The 15,523-nt window shown below is 65.1% G+C and carries 14 protein-coding genes; 5 read left to right on the forward strand and 9 right to left on the reverse strand.

All coding sequences use genetic code 11. The features are described 5' to 3' along the window. Nucleotides 1-151: 151 nt before the first annotated feature. Together COW1_RS12175 and COW1_RS12180 are read right to left on the reverse strand one after the other, a co-directional pair. Nucleotides 152-883, reverse strand: a complete 732-nt coding sequence (locus COW1_RS12175) for a LytTR family DNA-binding domain-containing protein (protein ID WP_201344354.1) — start codon at nucleotides 881-883, stop codon at nucleotides 152-154. Then, nucleotides 880-1,950: a sensor histidine kinase gene (locus COW1_RS12180; RefSeq protein WP_096364067.1), complete on the reverse strand. Its 1,071-nt coding sequence runs from the start codon at nucleotides 1,948-1,950 to the stop codon at nucleotides 880-882. The genes COW1_RS12175 and COW1_RS12180 overlap by 4 nt, the downstream gene beginning before the upstream one ends. Before the next feature lie 129 nt (nucleotides 1,951-2,079). Here COW1_RS12180 and argH point away from each other — a divergent pair, with 129 nt between their 5' ends. Then, the gene (gene argH, locus COW1_RS12185) at nucleotides 2,080-3,474 is read left to right on the forward strand and encodes an argininosuccinate lyase (RefSeq protein WP_201344355.1); all 1,395 of its coding nucleotides are present in this window, start codon (nucleotides 2,080-2,082) and stop codon (nucleotides 3,472-3,474) included. Here the strand turns inward: argH and COW1_RS12190 are convergent. Continuing rightward, entirely contained in the window at nucleotides 3,464-6,223 is a 2,760-nt protein-coding gene (locus COW1_RS12190; RefSeq protein ID WP_201344356.1) for an EAL domain-containing protein, read from the reverse strand. The two genes, argH and COW1_RS12190, sit on opposite strands and share 11 nt — an antisense overlap. A 7-nt stretch (nucleotides 6,224-6,230) precedes the next feature. Further along, nucleotides 6,231-6,959, reverse strand: a complete 729-nt coding sequence (locus tag COW1_RS12195; protein WP_157745235.1) for a hypothetical protein — start codon at nucleotides 6,957-6,959, stop codon at nucleotides 6,231-6,233. A 96-nt stretch (nucleotides 6,960-7,055) separates the two neighbouring features. Here COW1_RS12195 and COW1_RS12200 point away from each other — a divergent pair, with 96 nt between their 5' ends. The 3 genes from COW1_RS12200 to COW1_RS12210 all read left to right on the forward strand — a co-directional run bounded on the left by COW1_RS12200 (nucleotide 7,056) and on the right by COW1_RS12210 (nucleotide 11,189). Further along, complete coding sequence (locus tag COW1_RS12200) at nucleotides 7,056-7,421, forward strand: nucleotide pyrophosphohydrolase (RefSeq protein WP_096364059.1); 366 nt, start codon at nucleotides 7,056-7,058, stop codon at nucleotides 7,419-7,421. 120 nt (nucleotides 7,422-7,541) lie between these two features. Beyond that, nucleotides 7,542-8,288: a hypothetical protein gene (locus tag COW1_RS12205; protein WP_096364057.1), complete on the forward strand. Its 747-nt coding sequence runs from the start codon at nucleotides 7,542-7,544 to the stop codon at nucleotides 8,286-8,288. Nucleotides 8,289-8,327: 39 nt separating this feature from the next. Then, the gene (locus COW1_RS12210) at nucleotides 8,328-11,189 is read left to right on the forward strand and encodes a class I adenylate cyclase (protein WP_201344357.1); all 2,862 of its coding nucleotides are present in this window, start codon (nucleotides 8,328-8,330) and stop codon (nucleotides 11,187-11,189) included. 92 nt (nucleotides 11,190-11,281) lie between these two features. On the opposite strand, the gene COW1_RS17085 is transcribed toward COW1_RS12210, so the two are convergent. Beyond that, entirely contained in the window at nucleotides 11,282-12,049 is a 768-nt protein-coding gene (locus tag COW1_RS17085; protein ID WP_242466432.1) for a hypothetical protein, read from the reverse strand. Nucleotides 12,050-12,202: 153 nt separating this feature from the next. On the opposite strand from COW1_RS17085, the gene COW1_RS12220 reads away from it, so the two are divergent. Continuing rightward, nucleotides 12,203-12,448 carry a helix-turn-helix transcriptional regulator gene (locus tag COW1_RS12220; protein WP_201344358.1) on the forward strand — a complete coding sequence of 82 codons (246 nt, stop codon included), beginning with the start codon at nucleotides 12,203-12,205 and terminating at the stop codon, nucleotides 12,446-12,448. A gap of 41 nt (nucleotides 12,449-12,489) precedes the next feature. Here COW1_RS12220 and COW1_RS12225 read toward each other — a convergent pair whose 3' ends face one another. The 4 genes from COW1_RS12225 to COW1_RS12240 form a co-directional block, all read right to left on the reverse strand. After that, nucleotides 12,490-13,023, reverse strand: a complete 534-nt coding sequence (locus tag COW1_RS12225; protein WP_201344359.1) for a transposase — start codon at nucleotides 13,021-13,023, stop codon at nucleotides 12,490-12,492. Nucleotides 13,024-13,180: 157 nt separating this feature from the next. Beyond that, the gene (locus tag COW1_RS12230; RefSeq protein WP_201344360.1) at nucleotides 13,181-13,642 is read right to left on the reverse strand and encodes a DUF302 domain-containing protein; all 462 of its coding nucleotides are present in this window, start codon (nucleotides 13,640-13,642) and stop codon (nucleotides 13,181-13,183) included. Then, nucleotides 13,639-14,688 carry a c-type cytochrome gene (locus COW1_RS12235; protein WP_201344361.1) on the reverse strand — a complete coding sequence of 350 codons (1,050 nt, stop codon included), beginning with the start codon at nucleotides 14,686-14,688 and terminating at the stop codon, nucleotides 13,639-13,641. The genes COW1_RS12230 and COW1_RS12235 overlap by 4 nt, the downstream gene beginning before the upstream one ends. A gap of 91 nt (nucleotides 14,689-14,779) precedes the next feature. Continuing rightward, on the reverse strand, nucleotides 14,780-15,463 hold the full coding sequence (locus COW1_RS12240; RefSeq protein ID WP_231971544.1) for an alpha/beta hydrolase: 684 nt from the start codon (nucleotides 15,461-15,463) through the stop codon (nucleotides 14,780-14,782). Nucleotides 15,464-15,523: the final 60 nt, after the last annotated feature.

Consider the following 15,523-nt stretch of genomic DNA (forward strand, 5'->3'; position numbering starts at 1 on the left):
CAAAGGCGCCCGAAAGAAAATGAAAGGACGTAGGCCGGGATAAGCACAGCGTTCCCGGCGTGCTCGGCCGATGCCGGAAACGGGCTGGACAGCCCTTATTCCGGCCTACATATCTGGAGCGCCAAGCTCCGGCAGGCAACCTGCGGTACGCTCACCCGCCTTTCAGCAGCCGCCGCACCTCGGGCTGCTGGCGGCGGCTGACCTCCAGGCGTGCATCCACCCCGCGCAGCACGGCACACAACCGACCCTCGGCGTCACGTTCCAGCGCGCTGAGATAACGCCGTGCCACCAGGGCGTTGCGGTGAATGCGGATGAAGTCCTCGCCGAACTCCTCCTCCAGGGCCTTCAGCGCCTCCTCGATCAGGAACTCGCCCTCGCCGGTGCGCACGGTGACGTACTTGTTGTCGGCCTGGAAGTAGCGGATGTCGGTCACCGGCACCAGCTGCAGGCTGCCGCGCACCGGTACGCACAGGTGGCTGCGCTGACTGGGCCCGTCCTGGCCGGCAAGCCGCGCGGCCTGGGCCCGGTTGAGCCGGCAGGCATTGGCCAGCGCGGCCATCAGGCGCTCATCGCGGATGGGCTTGAGCAGGTAGTCCACGGCACAGGCCTCGAAGGCCTCCAGGGCATGATCGCCATAGGCGGTGGTGAAGATCACCGCCGGCGGCTCGCTCAGCCCGGCCAGGTGCCTGGCTGCCTCCAGTCCGTCCATCTCCGGCATGCGGATATCCAGCAGCACCACGTCGGGACGGTTTGCCGCCACCTGCTCGATGGCCTCGCGCCCGGTGGCCGCCTCGCCGGTGATCTCGATGTCGGGCACACCGGCCAGCATGGAGATCAGCCGCTCCCGCGCCAGCGCCTCGTCGTCGACCACCAGCACCTTCATGCGGCACGCTCCAGCGGAATCAGCATGCGCACCCGGTACTGGCCGTCGCGCTGCTCGGTCTCCAGCCGCGCCTGCGCCCCGAACACCAGCAACAGGCGCTGACGGATGTTCTCCAGCGCCATGCGGTTGCCCGCCCGGCGCGGCGGATCGGATTGCGGCGGCAGCGGATTGCGCACTTCCAGGCGCAGCCTGCCCTTGTTGTAGGTCGCCAGGATATGGATGCAGCCGCCCTCGCCACGCGGCTCAATACCATGATAGACGGCGTTCTCGATCAGCGGCTGCAGGATCAGCGGCGGCACTGCCTCGTCCAGCGGCAGGTTCTTCTCGGTCCATTCCACCTGCAGCCGCTCCCCAAGACGCAGCCGTTCGATGTTCAGATAGCGGCGGGCAATGGTCAGTTCCTCGCTGAGCGGTATGCGCGCCTGCACTTCCTTCATGCCGGCGCGGAACAGTTCGGCCAGATCCTGCACCACCTCCTCGGCCAGCGCCGGCCGGCTGCGGGTGAGCGCGGCGATGGTGTTGAGGCTGTTGAACAGGAAGTGCGGCCGGATGCGTGCAGCCAGCGCCTCGACCCGGGCCTGGGCCTCGGCGGCCACCTGCATCTGCCACTGATGCCGGACAAAGAAGTAGCGCAGGAGCAGCGCGGCGACGATGGCGGCGATAGCCAGGTTGCGGATCAGGTAATCCATGTGGCCGTCGCCATTCGCTTCCATGGCGCCGTATGCCGGCAGCAGCCGGAAGGCCAGTTCACTCAGGCCGAGCACGATCAACAGGATCAATCCGTAGGCCAGCACCCCGGCGCGGCGCGGCGGCAGGCGCAGCAGCCAGCGCCGGGCCAGGCACAGGGCCGCGGTGCATGACAGCGCCACCCATTGCACGAACAGCGACACCAGGCCCAGTTCGCTCCACCACAGCGCGCCCAACGGGCTGCCCGCCAGCGCGAGCACAAAGGCCAGCATCTGGGCGCTGACCACCACGGCGAACACCGCACGAATGGCGCAGAAGTCGGGCAGGAAGCCGGCATCACCCTGCGGCAACCCGGCGGCGTTGTTGGCTGGCGTTTCCATGTTCCCGGCTGTTCCCTCCCCGCACTGAGCGCGATTATCCCCCGACGCCCCGGCCAGAACCAGCATCCCTGGCCCCGCTGACGCGGCCAGCGGTATACTCGCGCCACTTGTAACCGAACGGAATCCGACATGGCGGACAGCGACAGCAAGAGCAAACCCTGGGGCGGCCGCTTCACCGAATCCACCGACGCCTTCGTCGAGGCCTTCACCGCCTCGGTGGGCTTCGACCGGCGCCTGTACCGCCAGGACATCGCCGGCTCCATCGCCCATGCCCGCATGCTGGCCCGGGTCGGCGTGCTGACGGCGGCGGAATGCGACGAGATCATCGCCGGCCTGGAGGACATCCGCGGCGAGATCGAGGCCGGCGGCTTCGACTGGTCGGTCGGGCTCGAGGACGTGCACATGAATATCGAGGCGCGCCTCACCGAACGTATCGGCGCCACCGGCAAGAAACTGCACACCGGCCGCTCGCGCAACGACCAGGTCGCCACCGACATGCGCCTGTACCTGCGCGAGGAGATCGACCTGATCACGGCCGAGCTTGAGCGGCTGCAGAGCGGCCTGATCGACCTGGCCGAACGCGAGGCCGACACCCTGATGCCGGGCTTCACCCACCTGCAGGTGGCCATGCCGGTGACCTTCGGCCACCACATGCTGGCCTGGTTCGAGATGCTGGAGCGCGACCGCCAGCGCCTGGCCGACTGCCGGCGGCGGGTCAATGTGATGCCGCTGGGCGCGGCGGCCATGGCCGGCACCACCTATCCCATCGACCGCCACTACACGGCCGAACTGCTCGGCTTCGACGCCCCGGCGGAGAACTCGCTGGACGCGGTCAGCGACCGCGACTTCGCCATCGAATTCACCAGTGCGGCGGCGCTGCTGCTGACGCATCTGTCCCGTGCTTCGGAAGAGCTGATCCTGTGGACCTCGGCCCAGTTCGGCTTCATCGACCTGCCCGACCGCTTCTGCACCGGCTCCTCCATCATGCCGCAGAAGAAGAACCCCGACGTTCCCGAACTGGTACGCGGCAAGACCGGCCGGGTCAACGGCCACCTGATCGGCCTGCTGACCCTGATGAAGGGCCAGCCGTTGGCCTACAACAAGGACAACCAGGAAGACAAGGAACCGCTGTTCGACACCGTCGACACGGTCCGGGGCTGCCTGCGGGTGTTCGCCGACATGGTCCCGGCCATCGAACCGAAACGCGAACGGCTGCGCGCGGCAGCGCTGGAGGGCTTCTCCACCGCCACCGATCTGGCCGACTACCTGGTGCGCAGGGGACTGCCGTTCCGCGATGCCCACGAGGTGGTGGGCAAGGCGGTGCGCCTGGGGCTGGAGCAGGGGCGCGACCTGTCCCAGCTCAGCCTGGAGCAGCTGCAGCAGTTCAGCGGAATCATCGAGCAGGATGTGTTCGAGGTGCTGACCCTGGAGGGTTCGATCGCCAGCCGCGATCACATCGGCGGCACCGCGCCGTCCCAGGTGCGGGCCGCCGCACAGCGGGCGCGCCAGCGGCTCAGCCGTTGACCACCTGACCGCCGCCCGGGTTCAGCCGCCGGGCGAATCCATGCAATCCGTCCCCGGTGATGGCGGGCTCGGGCCGGCCGATGTAGTAGCCCTGCACATAATCCACGCCCAGGCGCTGCAGCAGCCGGAAGGCGGCCTCGCTTTCCACGAACTCGGCAATGGTGCGGATGCCCATGCCGCGCGCCACGTCCACCAGCGCCTTGACGAACAGCTGGTCCTCCTGGTTGCTGGCGATGTCGCGGATGAAACTGCCGTCGATCTTGAGCATGTCCACATGCAGGTGCTTCAGATAGGAGAAGGAGGAGAAGCCCACGCCGAAGTCGTCCAGCGCGATGCGGCAGCCCAGCTGGCGGATGCGGCCGAGGAACTCGGCCGCCAGCGACATGTTCTCGCAGGCCGCGGTCTCGGTCAGTTCGAAGGTGATGCGGGCCGGATCCAGTCCGGTCTCGTCCAGACAGTTCTCGATCAGACGCAGCAGTTCGTCTTCGCCCACCGACAACCCGGACAGGTTGATGGAGAACCCGACCTGGCTCAGGGCATCGGGCAGGGTGGCGATGTGATAGATCGCCTTGCGCACGATCTCCTTATCCACTCTCCCGATCAGACCGAACTGCTCGGCGGCCGGGATGAAGGCGCCCGGCGGTATCACCTGGCCGCTGTCATCGCGCATCCGCACCAGGGTCTCGAAGTGGTGCACCTCGCCGTTGAGCACGCTGGCGATGGGCTGGAAATGCAACTCGAAACGATCCTCCTCCAGGCCCCTGAGCACCCGGTTGCGCGAGGCCAGCAGGCCGCCGATATGCTCGCGCGACATGCTGGCCTCGTCGAAGACCTCGAACCGGTTGCGCCCGGCATCCTTGGCGGCGTACATGGCGCTGTCGGCCTTGGCGATCAGTTCCACCGGATCGGTGCCCTGATCGGGGAAGGCCACCAGGCCGATACTGGCTGAGACATTGATGGGCACACCGGCCTTGGTGCGGACCGGCCGGCACTGGGTGATCGCCTCGAGTATCCGCGCGGCCTGCGCGCGCGCAGCGTCAAGCCCCAGATCCGGCAGGGTCAGGGCGAACTCGTCGCCGCTGATGCGGCCGAGGATATCCTCCTCGCGCGACAGCCGCTCCAGCACCCCGGCGACCTGCACGATCATCTCGTCGCCGACGGCATAGCCCGCGGCATCATTGAGCAGCTTGAGATGGTCCAGGTCCACCAGCATCAGCACGCCCTGACGGTCATGTGCCTGGGCCCGGCGGATTTCGTGCGCCAGGTCGACCAGGAAGCGGCGGCGGTTGGTAAGCCCGGTGAGCTGGTCCTGGTTGGACAGGAGCGCGACCCGCTCCTCGTTGATGCGCTGCTTGGAGATATCGCTGGCAGTGCCGCGGAAACCGGCGAAGCGGTCCTGCTCCCGCACCGGTATGCCGCTGATGCGCAGGTCCCGGATGGTGCCGTCGTGCAGGCAGACGCGGAAGCTCAATTCCTTGAACGGGAAGCCACGATCCCGCTGCGGCTGCAGGCGCGCCGTGAGCGCCTCCAGATCGTCCTCGGGGAACACTTCCTGCCAGGTCCGGCCGAGGCACTCCTGGCTGTCCATGCCCAGCGAGGCCTTGAAGCCGGGGGACAGATAGGTGATGCGACCCCCGGCGTCGGTCTCCCACAACCAGTCCGAGGAACTGGCAGCGAAATCATGGAAGCGCCGGCGGTTGTGTTCCAGCGCCTCGTTGGACTGGCGCAGGTCGTCGAGCATGCGGTTGAAGGAATCGGCCAGTTCGCCGAGTTCATCCTCCCGCTTCAGCTCCACCCGCCAGGCGAGATCGCCGGCGGCGATCTTGCGGGTCGCCGCGGCCAGCAGGCTCAGCGGCCGGGTCAGGGTGCGTCGGCTGATCACCATGCCCAGCACCGCCGCCACGACCAGGATGGCGCCGGAGACCAGCAGGCCCTGCAGCGCAAAGCTGCGGTACGGTGCCCAGTAATTGTCACTGGCATGCGCCAGCAGCAGCTGTGCCACCGGTGTCCGGCCGTCGCCGGCCAGTACCGGATAGACCTGTCCGAGGTAGTCGGTTCCATCCAGTCTGAATTCGACCCGGCCGGTCTCCAGCCCCTGCAGCTGAGTCAGCCGGCCGGGCAGGGTGCTGCCGACCAGCGCCTGGGCGTCGAACAGCGCTATCTGGGTACGCAGCAGCGGCTGATAACGCTCGATCGCCGCCTGGTCGATCTCCTGCCCGAGCACCATGACCCCGATCACACCGCCGCCCGGGTTGGCCACCGGGATGGCGACCAGGCGCAGGAAGGTCTCGAAGATCATGGCGTTGCCATAGGCTACCCGGGCGCCCCGGGTGACCTGCCGCACCAGGCTCTGGATGGCATCCGAGGCCAGCACCCGCGGCGACACCAGGTGCGGCTTGCTGCCCTCGGCCAGGGTCTGGCCGGGACCGCTCTCCAGGCTCAGCGCCAGCAGATCGATGCCGGGCCGCGGAAAGCTCTCTTCCAGGGTGCTGCGTACCGTCGGCGCATGCGCCGTGAGCAGTGCTGCCAGCAGGCCCGGCTCCTGGCTGATGTTGCGGGCCGTGCTCACCAGCTGGGCAAAGGCCTCGCGCTGGGCCTGCACATAGACCTCGTGGGCATGCTGGATATCGCTGCTGATCTGGCGGTTGACGTGGCCGGTGACCAGCAGATAGCCGGCACTGGTCATGCCGACCAGTACCAGCAGCATCATGCCAACGACGAGGAGACTGTTTTTCTGCCCGATTCGCATCCCTGCCTCATCTTCCCGGCAGCGCCGGATACAGCTGATCGACGGTCACGACCCCGGCCGCGCTGTTGTGCTCCGGCTGCACTCCGCTCTTCACCGGCAGACGCAACTCCAGCGGCGGCGGCGCCGTCATGGCCATGGTGTCCTGTTCCAGGGTCTCGGCGCCGATAGCGGCCACCCGCAGCCGCCAGCGGCCGGCCTCGAGGTCGCGGAACTCGAACCGCTCACCGGCCTCGACAATGGCCAGCCGCGGTGCATCGACCACATCGATGCGGGCATAGCTGCGCCGGTGCAGACGGCAGAACAGGTGTCGGGTACCGGGTTCGCGGAAACTGATGCTCGGTTCGTCCGCCCCACTGCCCGGGTGCAGCCGCACCTCAACCTCACTGTGGCTGCCGGGGACCAGGGCGAACAGCTGATGCTCGACGGCATCGAGACTGGCCAGCCGGATCGGCTCGCCGGGACGCACCTGGAGAAAATCGGGCCGGATCCGGTCGGCATCGACGCGCAGTTCATGGCGCACGTCAACCACAGCCCCGGCGCTCAGGCCGGGGCTGTCCGGCCACAGTGCCAGGCCGATGACCTGGTCCGTGCCGTCCCGGCCGGAGAACAGGCCGCTGTGCTGCAGCATGACCACCCCGCGCACCTCAGCGGCCGACAGCCCGGCCGGCATGACGGCCAGCAGCGCCAGCAACAGCCGACGCCAACGATTCCCTGCGGACACGATCCCTGGTTTCATGTAAATTCGTACTGCACGTGATGGTCTACTTCTGTAGGTAACGGCACCCGGCTGCCCGGCTTAAGCCGGAGACCACGGGGCTGCGGAGCGCAATCCATGACCAAGGCCGACACCGATAGTCTGGACCGGCTCAACCGCCGCCTGGCGGAGTTCGCCCGGGCGCGCGACTGGGAGCCGTTCCACTCGCCCAAGAACCTGTCCATGGCCCTGATCGCCGAGGCGGCCGAACTGGTGGAGCATTTCCAGTGGCTGAGCCAGGCCGAGAGCGCGGCCCTGCCGCCGGACAAGCGCGAGGCCGTGCGTCTGGAACTGGCCGACATCCTCATCTATCTCGTGCGCCTGGGTGAGCGGCTCGACATCGATCTGCTGCAGGCAGCGCATGACAAGATGGATATGAACGAGGCACGTTTCCCGGTGGACAAGGTGCGCGGCCTGGCCCGGCGCGCCAGCGAGTATGACTGACCCGCTCTTCGCTCCTCACTCCTAAAGCAAAACGTCCCTAGGTCGCTAAATCCCAAGACATTCCGGGACACACGGATGTCAAATTTCCGTCATCTGACACGCCCAGGGAGACTTCTTGCCATGTGGGACAGGCTTACCCCCTCGCAGCTCGTCGAGTTGCTCGACACCACCTCCGACGCCCTGCTGGTACTGGATCGCAACGGTCGTCCGGCCGCCGCCAACGCCGCGCTGCTGCGGCTGCTGGACGCCGGTCTTGACGATCTCGACCCGGAGCACCCGCTGCTGGCCGCTGCTGCGGACAGCCTCAGCCACACCGCCCCCGGCGGCGCCCGCCTGCAACTGCAGGTCCGGCGCCTGCCGCTGGCCGATGGCGGCCAGGCGCTCTGGTTCCGGGACTGCACCGAGCAGCAACGCCTGCAGCAGGAACTGTCCGAACAAACACTCACCGACCCGGTCACCGGCCTGCTCAACCGCCGCGGTCTGAGCGTGGCGCTGGAACCCCAGGTCTCGCGCTGCCGGCGCTACGACAGTCCACTGTCGCTGGTGCTGCTGGAACTGCGCGGCGATGTCGACGACCCGGCCCGGGTCCGGGTCAGCCGCATTCTCAAGGATCAGCTGCGCTGGGCCGACATGATCGGGTGCAACGAGGATCAACGCTTCATTCTGGCCCTGCCGGAGACACGCCAGGCGGATGCCGAACAGCTGATCGCCAAACTGCGCGAGCGGCTGGCGGCAGAGTTCGCCAGTGAGCTTGTCGACACCGGGTTCGGCGTGGCGGAATGGCGCAAGGCGGACAATACCCAGACGCTGCTCAATCGCGCCGCCGCCGCCCTCGCCCCGGCGGCCGCCAGCACCGCCGCCGGTTGATCCTGTCACCCACCTGACCAGGGAGCCGCCACCGGCAGCATGGCCGTCGTCGAGCAGATGAAACCCAGGATCGAGATGGATGGCGTGCAGCTGCGCCATGTCCAGCGGCGGTTCATGGTCATCAACCAGGACCGGCTCAAGCGGGTCTACGCCGGGCTGCGCGACCGCCATCGCCTGTTCCTCGACCTGCTGCCGCTGCTGTTTCACATCAACCACCCCATGCTGCCGGGCTATCTCTCCAGCAAGGCACCGGCCGGCCTGTCGGACTACAAGCCGAACAAACGCACCCTGGACGCCGCGCGCAAGCTGTCCAAGAGCTTCACCTACCAGCAGCGCAGCGTGCGTGAGCACGACGTGCTGGCGCTGTACATGATGGGCTCCTCCGGCACCATCGCCTATTCGCGCAAGAGTGATTTCGACATCTGGGTCTGCATCCGCCACGACATGGACCGGGATGCACGCGAGATGCTGGCGCAGAAGGCGGCCAACATCGAGAGCTGGGCCGCGAGCATGAGCCTGGAGGTGCACTTCTTCCTCATGGACGATGTCGCCTTCCGCGCCGGCGAGATGGACAGCCTGTCGAGCGAGAGCAGCGGCAGCGCCCAGCATCACCTGCTGCTGGACGAGTTCTACCGCACCGGCCTGTTGATCGCCGGACGTTACCCCATCTGGTGGCTGGTACCGCCGCAGTACGAGGTGGTCTACGACGACTACGTCAGCCAGCTGCTGCACAAGCGCTTCGTCAACCCGAAGGAGGTGGTCGATTTCGGCGGCCTGGGCGAGATGCCGGCCGGCGAGTTCTTCGGCGCCACCCTGTGGCAGCTCTACAAGGCGGTCTCCTCGCCCTACAAGTCGGTACTCAAGATCCTGCTGATGGAGGCCTATTCCGACGAGTATCCCCACATCCGCATGCTCAGCCACCGGTTCAAGGAGGCGGTCTACGGCGGCGAGACCAACCTGGACGGTCTCGACCCCTATGTGCAGATGTGCCGGCGGGTGGAGGAATACCTGCTGGAGAACGGCGAACTGGAACGCCTGGAACTGGCCCGGCGCTGCTTCTATTTCAAGATCAACGAGAAGATGAGCCGGCCCGACCGGCGCGGCAACATCAGCTGGCGCCGCGAGGTGATGCGCGAGCTGGTGCAGGAATGGGGCTGGTCGGACGGCCATCTGCATCTGCTCGATACCCGGCCGCAGTGGAAGATCCAGCAAGTGCTGGAGGAACGCCAGATCCTGGTCGACGCCCTGCGCCAGAGCTACCAGGCGCTGTCGGAATTCGCCCGCGGCCAGGACGACGACCACACCATCGACCCGGCCGAGCTCAATCTGCTGGGGCGGCGCCTGTATGCCGCCTTCGAGCGCAAGGCGGGCAAGGTCGATCTGGTCAATCCCGGGATCTCCGACGATCTGTCCGAGGACCGCCTGTCACTGCATCAGCTGAACCATCCCGGCCAGTCCGGCTGGGTGCTCTACCGCGGCCTGGTGCGCAGCGGCGAGACCGGCGGCCAGCGCCCGCTCAAGCGCGGCCACAGCCTGGTGGAGATCCTGGCCTGGTGCCACTTCAACCACATCACCCAGTCCAGCCTGAGCATGATCAGCCTGCACCCCGAGGACTGTACCGTCAGCAGCTGGGAACAGCGCTCGGTGATGGACTGCCTGGAAGACATCTTTCCGCGCGGCCGCCTGGCCGAGCCCGACCTGGATGCCCTGGCCGAGCCGGCCCGGGTGGCCCGCAACGCCCTGTTCATCAACCTGGGCGTGGACCCCATGGCCAAACTCACCCGCGAAGGGATGCAGCTGGTCAGCAGCCGCACCGATGCGCTGAGCTACGGCGGGCGCTGGGAGAACCTCGCCATCAACTTCGAGCTGATCATCCAGACCAGCTGGCAGGAGATCCTGACCTTCCACTACAGCGGCGACCATGCCCTGCTCGACTGCCTGTGCGACTACCTGGCCTGGACGCCGATCGATGCCGGCGGCCCGCCGCCGATGGGCGTGAACACCTTCAGTTTCTCATCGACCCGTGGCGCGCCCATCGCCAACCGCATTCGCGACGTCTTCGACCAGGTCACCGCCTGGTTCTACCGCGGCGCCGAGCGCGGTAATGCCCGCTATCTGCTGCAGGTCAGCCACGACTACTATCTGCTGCAGCCCGAGAACGGCGTGCCGCGCTACCGCCATTTCAAGACCTACGCCGCCCTGCTGCAGGAACTGGCCGCACCGCAGGAGCGCTTCAGCCCGCTCGGCATCGACCCGTCGACGCTGAGCGACACCCCGCTGCCGGCGCTGTTCCAGGCCAACAAACCGGGGCGGCTGCAGCTGTTCTATCAGGTCGACGGCCCCAATGCCCATGTCTATGTGCTGGACGAGAAGGGCTCGCTGTTCCATCAGGAGGTGGCCTTCCACGATGCCCTGACCCTGCTCACCCAGTTCCAGCGCTTCCTCAACAAGATCCAGGAACGCATGAACTTCCTGGTGCAGGAAGCCGGCAAGGGCGAATTCAACGTGGCTGCCATCGATTATTATCAGATCCACCACCGCCACGGCGCCGAGCCGCGGCTGGAGCAGCAGAACATCAGCCCGTTCAAGCAGTCGCGCAGTTATTTCGGGGTGCAGGTGATCGGGGACGTGATGGACAACAACCGCTCGGTGTTCACCATGTACTGCAACGAGCAGGAGTTCTCCACCCTGGAGTATGGCGAGCGGCTGTTCGAGGAGGTGGCGCGCTACATCCTGAGCAAGCGCGCCAGCGGCCAGGCCTACCCGATCTACATCACCGACATCGACCTGGCCCGCAACCTGCTCGGCGTGGACACCGCGCAGGAACTGCAGACCATTCACTTCCTCAACTACAAGAAGCGCATCGAACAGCGTCTGAATGACGCGCTGGCGAAACTGTAAGCCTATCTGCGCGATGGGTTCCGCGTCGCTCCACCCATCCTACGCTGTCCTGGTAGGATGGGTGGAGCGAAGCGCAACCCATCACTCATACCTTATTGGCGATCAAAACTTATGTAGATGATATAGCTTGTACTCTGTACCGCGAAGGTAAATGTGTCGTTCGTTGTCGCAGTGTCTCCCAACACACCAAACCCTGTATAGGTTCCGTTTTCCGCTCCGCAGTTGGTTACAGAAAGCTGAGTTGAATACAGATTCTTGCCTGGATCGGCAAGACTCAGATTACCGGCATAATTGCAGGCATCGGTATCCGACCCCGTGATTACCCCATCAGCACCAATGCTCAACGTGAGCGTGTAGAAACCATCCGTATACATCCATATATCATTACTGTCTGCCAGCGTGACACTTCTGTCGTACAGATTGTCATAGGCCAGGCTTATACTGCCGGAATGCCCCAGAGAGTTACTGAAGGTACCCGATATACTGGCTTCTGTCCGGACAGTAGCGCTGACCGTACCAGTCGCTATTGGCCCGGCAACTCCGTCCTGATAGGCAGTGATATTCCCGCTGAACTGATCGCCCGTTATGGAGTAGGTACCGACATCCATTTCACCGCTGTTCGGATCAAAGAAATACGCTTCCCCATCAAATAAAAGCCCGATGTAGGCGTTTGAGGTATAACCCGTCGTGGTATTTGTGACCGTACCACGCCATATGCCGTTGGCAGATTCGGTAGTCGTTGATGAACTATCGTCGCCACCTCCGCCACCGCCACATGCAGCAACTCCAAGTACCATAAGACCGGATGCCGCCAGGATTTTGATAGTTGCAAAAAGGTTTTCGATGTTGCTTTTGATCATTATTTGGACTCCCTCTGTAGCTGAATATTATTCTTTGCTCCCCTGACAAATCCGGGGCAGCACACGGACCCGCCGACAGAAGACAGATCCTTAACCTTCCCATACAGGCTATCCTGAAATGGGATACCCCATAATGGGATATAGGATTTCCCCATGGCTGGCACATGGGCGAAACAACGAATCATATTACGCAAATTAATGCGCGAGATGCATTGTCGCCACGACCTCACCCAGGCGGAATTGGCAAAATATCTCTACAGGCCGCAAAGTTATGTCAGTAAGATAGAATCCGGTGAACGCAACCTTGATTTTGTCGATGTGTACGAAATCTGCCGTTGTTGCGGCGAGGGGTTTGAGGATTTTGCGGCCATATTCGTGCAGGCAATCAAGCAGAAGTAACCTGCATATTTTGGTCGATGGGTGGAGCGAAGCGCAACCCATCATTCACCAAACGAACCCGCTATCGTTTCAGCCACGCAGCCGCTCCAGTCCCTGGGATATACCCCTGAAGCACAATAGCGATGAAACGAGGAATAAGGCCAGTCGCTTACACGGCGGCAATGGCCATGCTTGACCGGATTGTAATGGATGTAATCGATGTGATTGCGCAGATCCAGCGGATTGCGTATCGCATGCTCCCAGAACCGTCTCTGCCATACACCCCTCTCACCTTTCTGGCGGCCACTTCTGGAAACGGCGGCGAGCATTGGCAACCGGCGTGAAAAACGCGCCTTGATCTTGCGCCAGCGCACCGGGAAATCGGCATCACCTACCGGTAGGGTCCAGATGGCGTGAAGGTGATCCGGCAGAATCACGATCGCATCAATATTGAATGGATGCTCCAGACGCGTCTCTCTCACGGCGCGCCGCAGCAATGCGATCTGCTCTGTCAGCAGGCGACTTGAGCGGTCAGCGAGAGTCACGGTGAAGAAATAGGTGCCACCGGCGACATAATGGCGTCGATACTGGGTCATCCTTGACCTCCTGATTTTCGGAATCATCCTATGATGGGTTACGCTGCGCTTCACCCATCCTACGATCCTTCCGATGATTTCCGCGTTGCCTCACCCATCCCATGCTCCCCGTGTAGGATGGGTGAAGCGCAGCGCAACCCATCGCGGACGCATGCCTTTACATCCCCTCTGCGGCCTGCAGCCGATCCAGCATGGCCTGGATATCCTCCGCCCACTGGTCGAACACGGCGGTCAACTCATCATCGCCGTAGAACTCGGCCATCCGCCGCGGATTGGCGGCGATGAGCAGGGTGTCGGTCTCCTCGGCGAAGATGGCGATCTTGAGCGGCAGGTAGGGGATCAGCTCGGGGTGCTCCCGGGTCAGGCGTCGCACCTGTTCCGGCTTGCCGAAGAACACCACCCGGTACTTGTCGGTCTTGTAGCCCATGTTGGTCAGGCCGACGTCGACCCGCTGCACCCTGGACAGGGTATAGCCCTGCTCGCGCACCGCCTCCTGCAGCATCAGCATCGCCTCGGCGAAGGGCACGCGCGAGCGCACCATGAACAGGTCCTGCGCCAGGGTCGGGCGCAGCAGGCCGGCCAGCAGCAGGATCAGCAGCGGCAGTCTCAGGCGTCTCAAAACGTGGCCTCCTCCAGGATCGCGGTATACAGGTCGTGCATCTCGTCGCAGGCCCGGTCCAGCCGTTCGTTGTTGAACAGCACGCTCAGGCGTTTGGGGTTGATGCTCATCACCTGCACCTGGCCCTCCCGCTCGACCACGGTGACCCGGCAGGGCAGGAACAGGCCGACGCGCGGGTCGATGGTCAGGGCGTCATAGAGAAAATTGAAGTTGCAGAAATAGACCATGACCTGCTTGTCGCTGGCCTCGCCTTCCGGAAACAGGCCTTCCTCCAGCTTCTGGCGCCGGATGAGACGGAAATTCCTGCCCACCGCGGCCCGCTCAACCGCCTCGACTGTCTCCTCCAGGCTGTAGGGCGAGTCATAGACCAGTACCGGTTCGATATCTTCCACTCGGGCGGCCGGCTCGGTGTGCTGCTGTTCGAAACTGCGCACATAGGCGACCAGGTCATCGATCTCCTGCTCGCTCAGACCCTGGTCGCGGAAGGAGACCATGGGCGTGCCCTCACGGCCCTGCATCAGGGTGGCCTTGATCATGGCGTCGGAGGCCGCGGCCAGAAAGCCGGGATTGTTCAGCGCCGGGGCGATGATGGGCAGATCGCGCGGGCGCGAGAAGGTCACGCCGGTGCCCTGGCCGCCCTGGCCCTGGTCACCGTGGCACTGGGCGCAGTGCTGCGCGTACAGCTGTTTGCCATGCTGCGCATCGCCGGCGATGCGCGCCTGACTGAACTCGGGTCGCTCGCCCTCATGCCAGCCGCGGATATGCTCGACAATGGCCTCGACCTCGGCCTCGCTCAGGTGATCGAAGGCCGGCATCACCCGACCCGGCCGCCCCAGGCGGATGGTCTGCTTCAGATAGTCATCGGAGACGCCGTCCTGGAACGCCGGCAGCCGCAGGGGCACGCCCACGCCGCCGTCGCCGGCATCACCGTGACAGACCGCGCACATCTGCGCATACAGGCGTGCGCCATTGGGTTCGGCCGCAGCCGGGCCGGCCAGCGTCAGGGCCAGTGCGAGCAGCGACAGTTGCAGCCATTTACCAGTCATCGCGATCACTTGAAGATGAGTTTGTTTCCGGATGCACCCAGTCTACGCGAGCCGGCTGTGCATGCGTTGACGTGCATCAAAGGGTACCGGCTCAGTCCAGCCATGGCGCCAGCCGGGCCGCGAGCCAGGCGCGGATATCGGCGACCTCGTCCAGGGACACGGTATGGGGCACAGGATAGGCATGGAAATCCACCGCGCAACCCAACCCGGTCAGCCGGTCACGGGCGGCCCCGGCCAGGGCGAAGGGCACCACCGGATCGGCCGTGCCGTGCGCCAGGAACACCGGCACGGCCCGGTTGGCCGGCGGCATCTCGCGGCTGAGCGCCTCGGGCAGGGCGAGATAGGTCGACAGGGCCAGTACCCCGCCCAGCGGCGCCGGGTGGGTCAGGCCGGCGTGCAGGGCGATGACGCCGCCCTGGGAGAAGCCCGCCACCAGTACGGCCCCGGAGGGCAGCCCCTGTGCGATCTCCGCGGCCACCAGCCGCTGCAGGTAATCCACCGAGCGCCGGATGCCGTCCGCATCGGGGACGGCATTGATGTCCGGTTCACGGATGTCGTACCAGGCGGGCATCACCGCACCACCGTTGATGGTGACCGGCTGCTCCGGCGCATGCGGCAGCACGAAGCGCACGCCGCGCTCCAGCAGTCCCAGTTCGGGAATCAGCGGCTCGAAGTCATGCCCGCTGGCCCCCAGGCCGTGCAGCCAGATCACGCTGGCGCGCACCCCGGTACCGGCCGGTGGCTCCAGAATCAGCGGAGGTTCGTAGTCGGGCACGCGTTTGTCACCTTGATGGGTACTCGGGCTTGGGGTATGTTGCCGGCTGACACACGCCAG

It is taken from the genome of Thiohalobacter sp. COW1 (assembly GCF_016629505.1).
GTDB lineage: Bacteria > Pseudomonadota > Gammaproteobacteria > Thiohalobacterales > Thiohalobacteraceae > Thiohalobacter > Thiohalobacter thiocyanaticus_A.

Bases quoted from the DNA above. Each gene is read 5' to 3' on its own strand.
- COW1_RS12190 (WP_201344356.1), bottom strand. From the start codon at position 6,223: ATGCGAATCGGGCAGAAAAACAGTCTCCTCGTCGTTGGCATGATGCTG.
- COW1_RS12205 (WP_096364057.1), top strand. From the start codon at position 7,542: ATGTGGGACAGGCTTACCCCCTCGCAGCTCGTCGAGTTGCTCGACACC.
- argH (WP_201344355.1), top strand. From the start codon at position 2,080: ATGGCGGACAGCGACAGCAAGAGCAAACCCTGGGGCGGCCGCTTCACC.
- COW1_RS12220 (WP_201344358.1), top strand. From the start codon at position 12,203: ATGGCTGGCACATGGGCGAAACAACGAATCATATTACGCAAATTAATG.
- COW1_RS17085 (WP_242466432.1), bottom strand. From the start codon at position 12,049: ATGATCAAAAGCAACATCGAAAACCTTTTTGCAACTATCAAAATCCTG.
- COW1_RS12195 (WP_157745235.1), bottom strand. From the start codon at position 6,959: ATGAAACCAGGGATCGTGTCCGCAGGGAATCGTTGGCGTCGGCTGTTG.
- COW1_RS12235 (WP_201344361.1), bottom strand. From the start codon at position 14,688: ATGACTGGTAAATGGCTGCAACTGTCGCTGCTCGCACTGGCCCTGACG.
- COW1_RS12175 (WP_201344354.1), bottom strand. From the start codon at position 883: ATGAAGGTGCTGGTGGTCGACGACGAGGCGCTGGCGCGGGAGCGGCTG.
- COW1_RS12210 (WP_201344357.1), top strand. From the start codon at position 8,328: ATGGCCGTCGTCGAGCAGATGAAACCCAGGATCGAGATGGATGGCGTG.
- COW1_RS12200 (WP_096364059.1), top strand. From the start codon at position 7,056: ATGACCAAGGCCGACACCGATAGTCTGGACCGGCTCAACCGCCGCCTG.
- COW1_RS12225 (WP_201344359.1), bottom strand. From the start codon at position 13,023: ATGACCCAGTATCGACGCCATTATGTCGCCGGTGGCACCTATTTCTTC.
- COW1_RS12180 (WP_096364067.1), bottom strand. From the start codon at position 1,950: ATGGAAACGCCAGCCAACAACGCCGCCGGGTTGCCGCAGGGTGATGCC.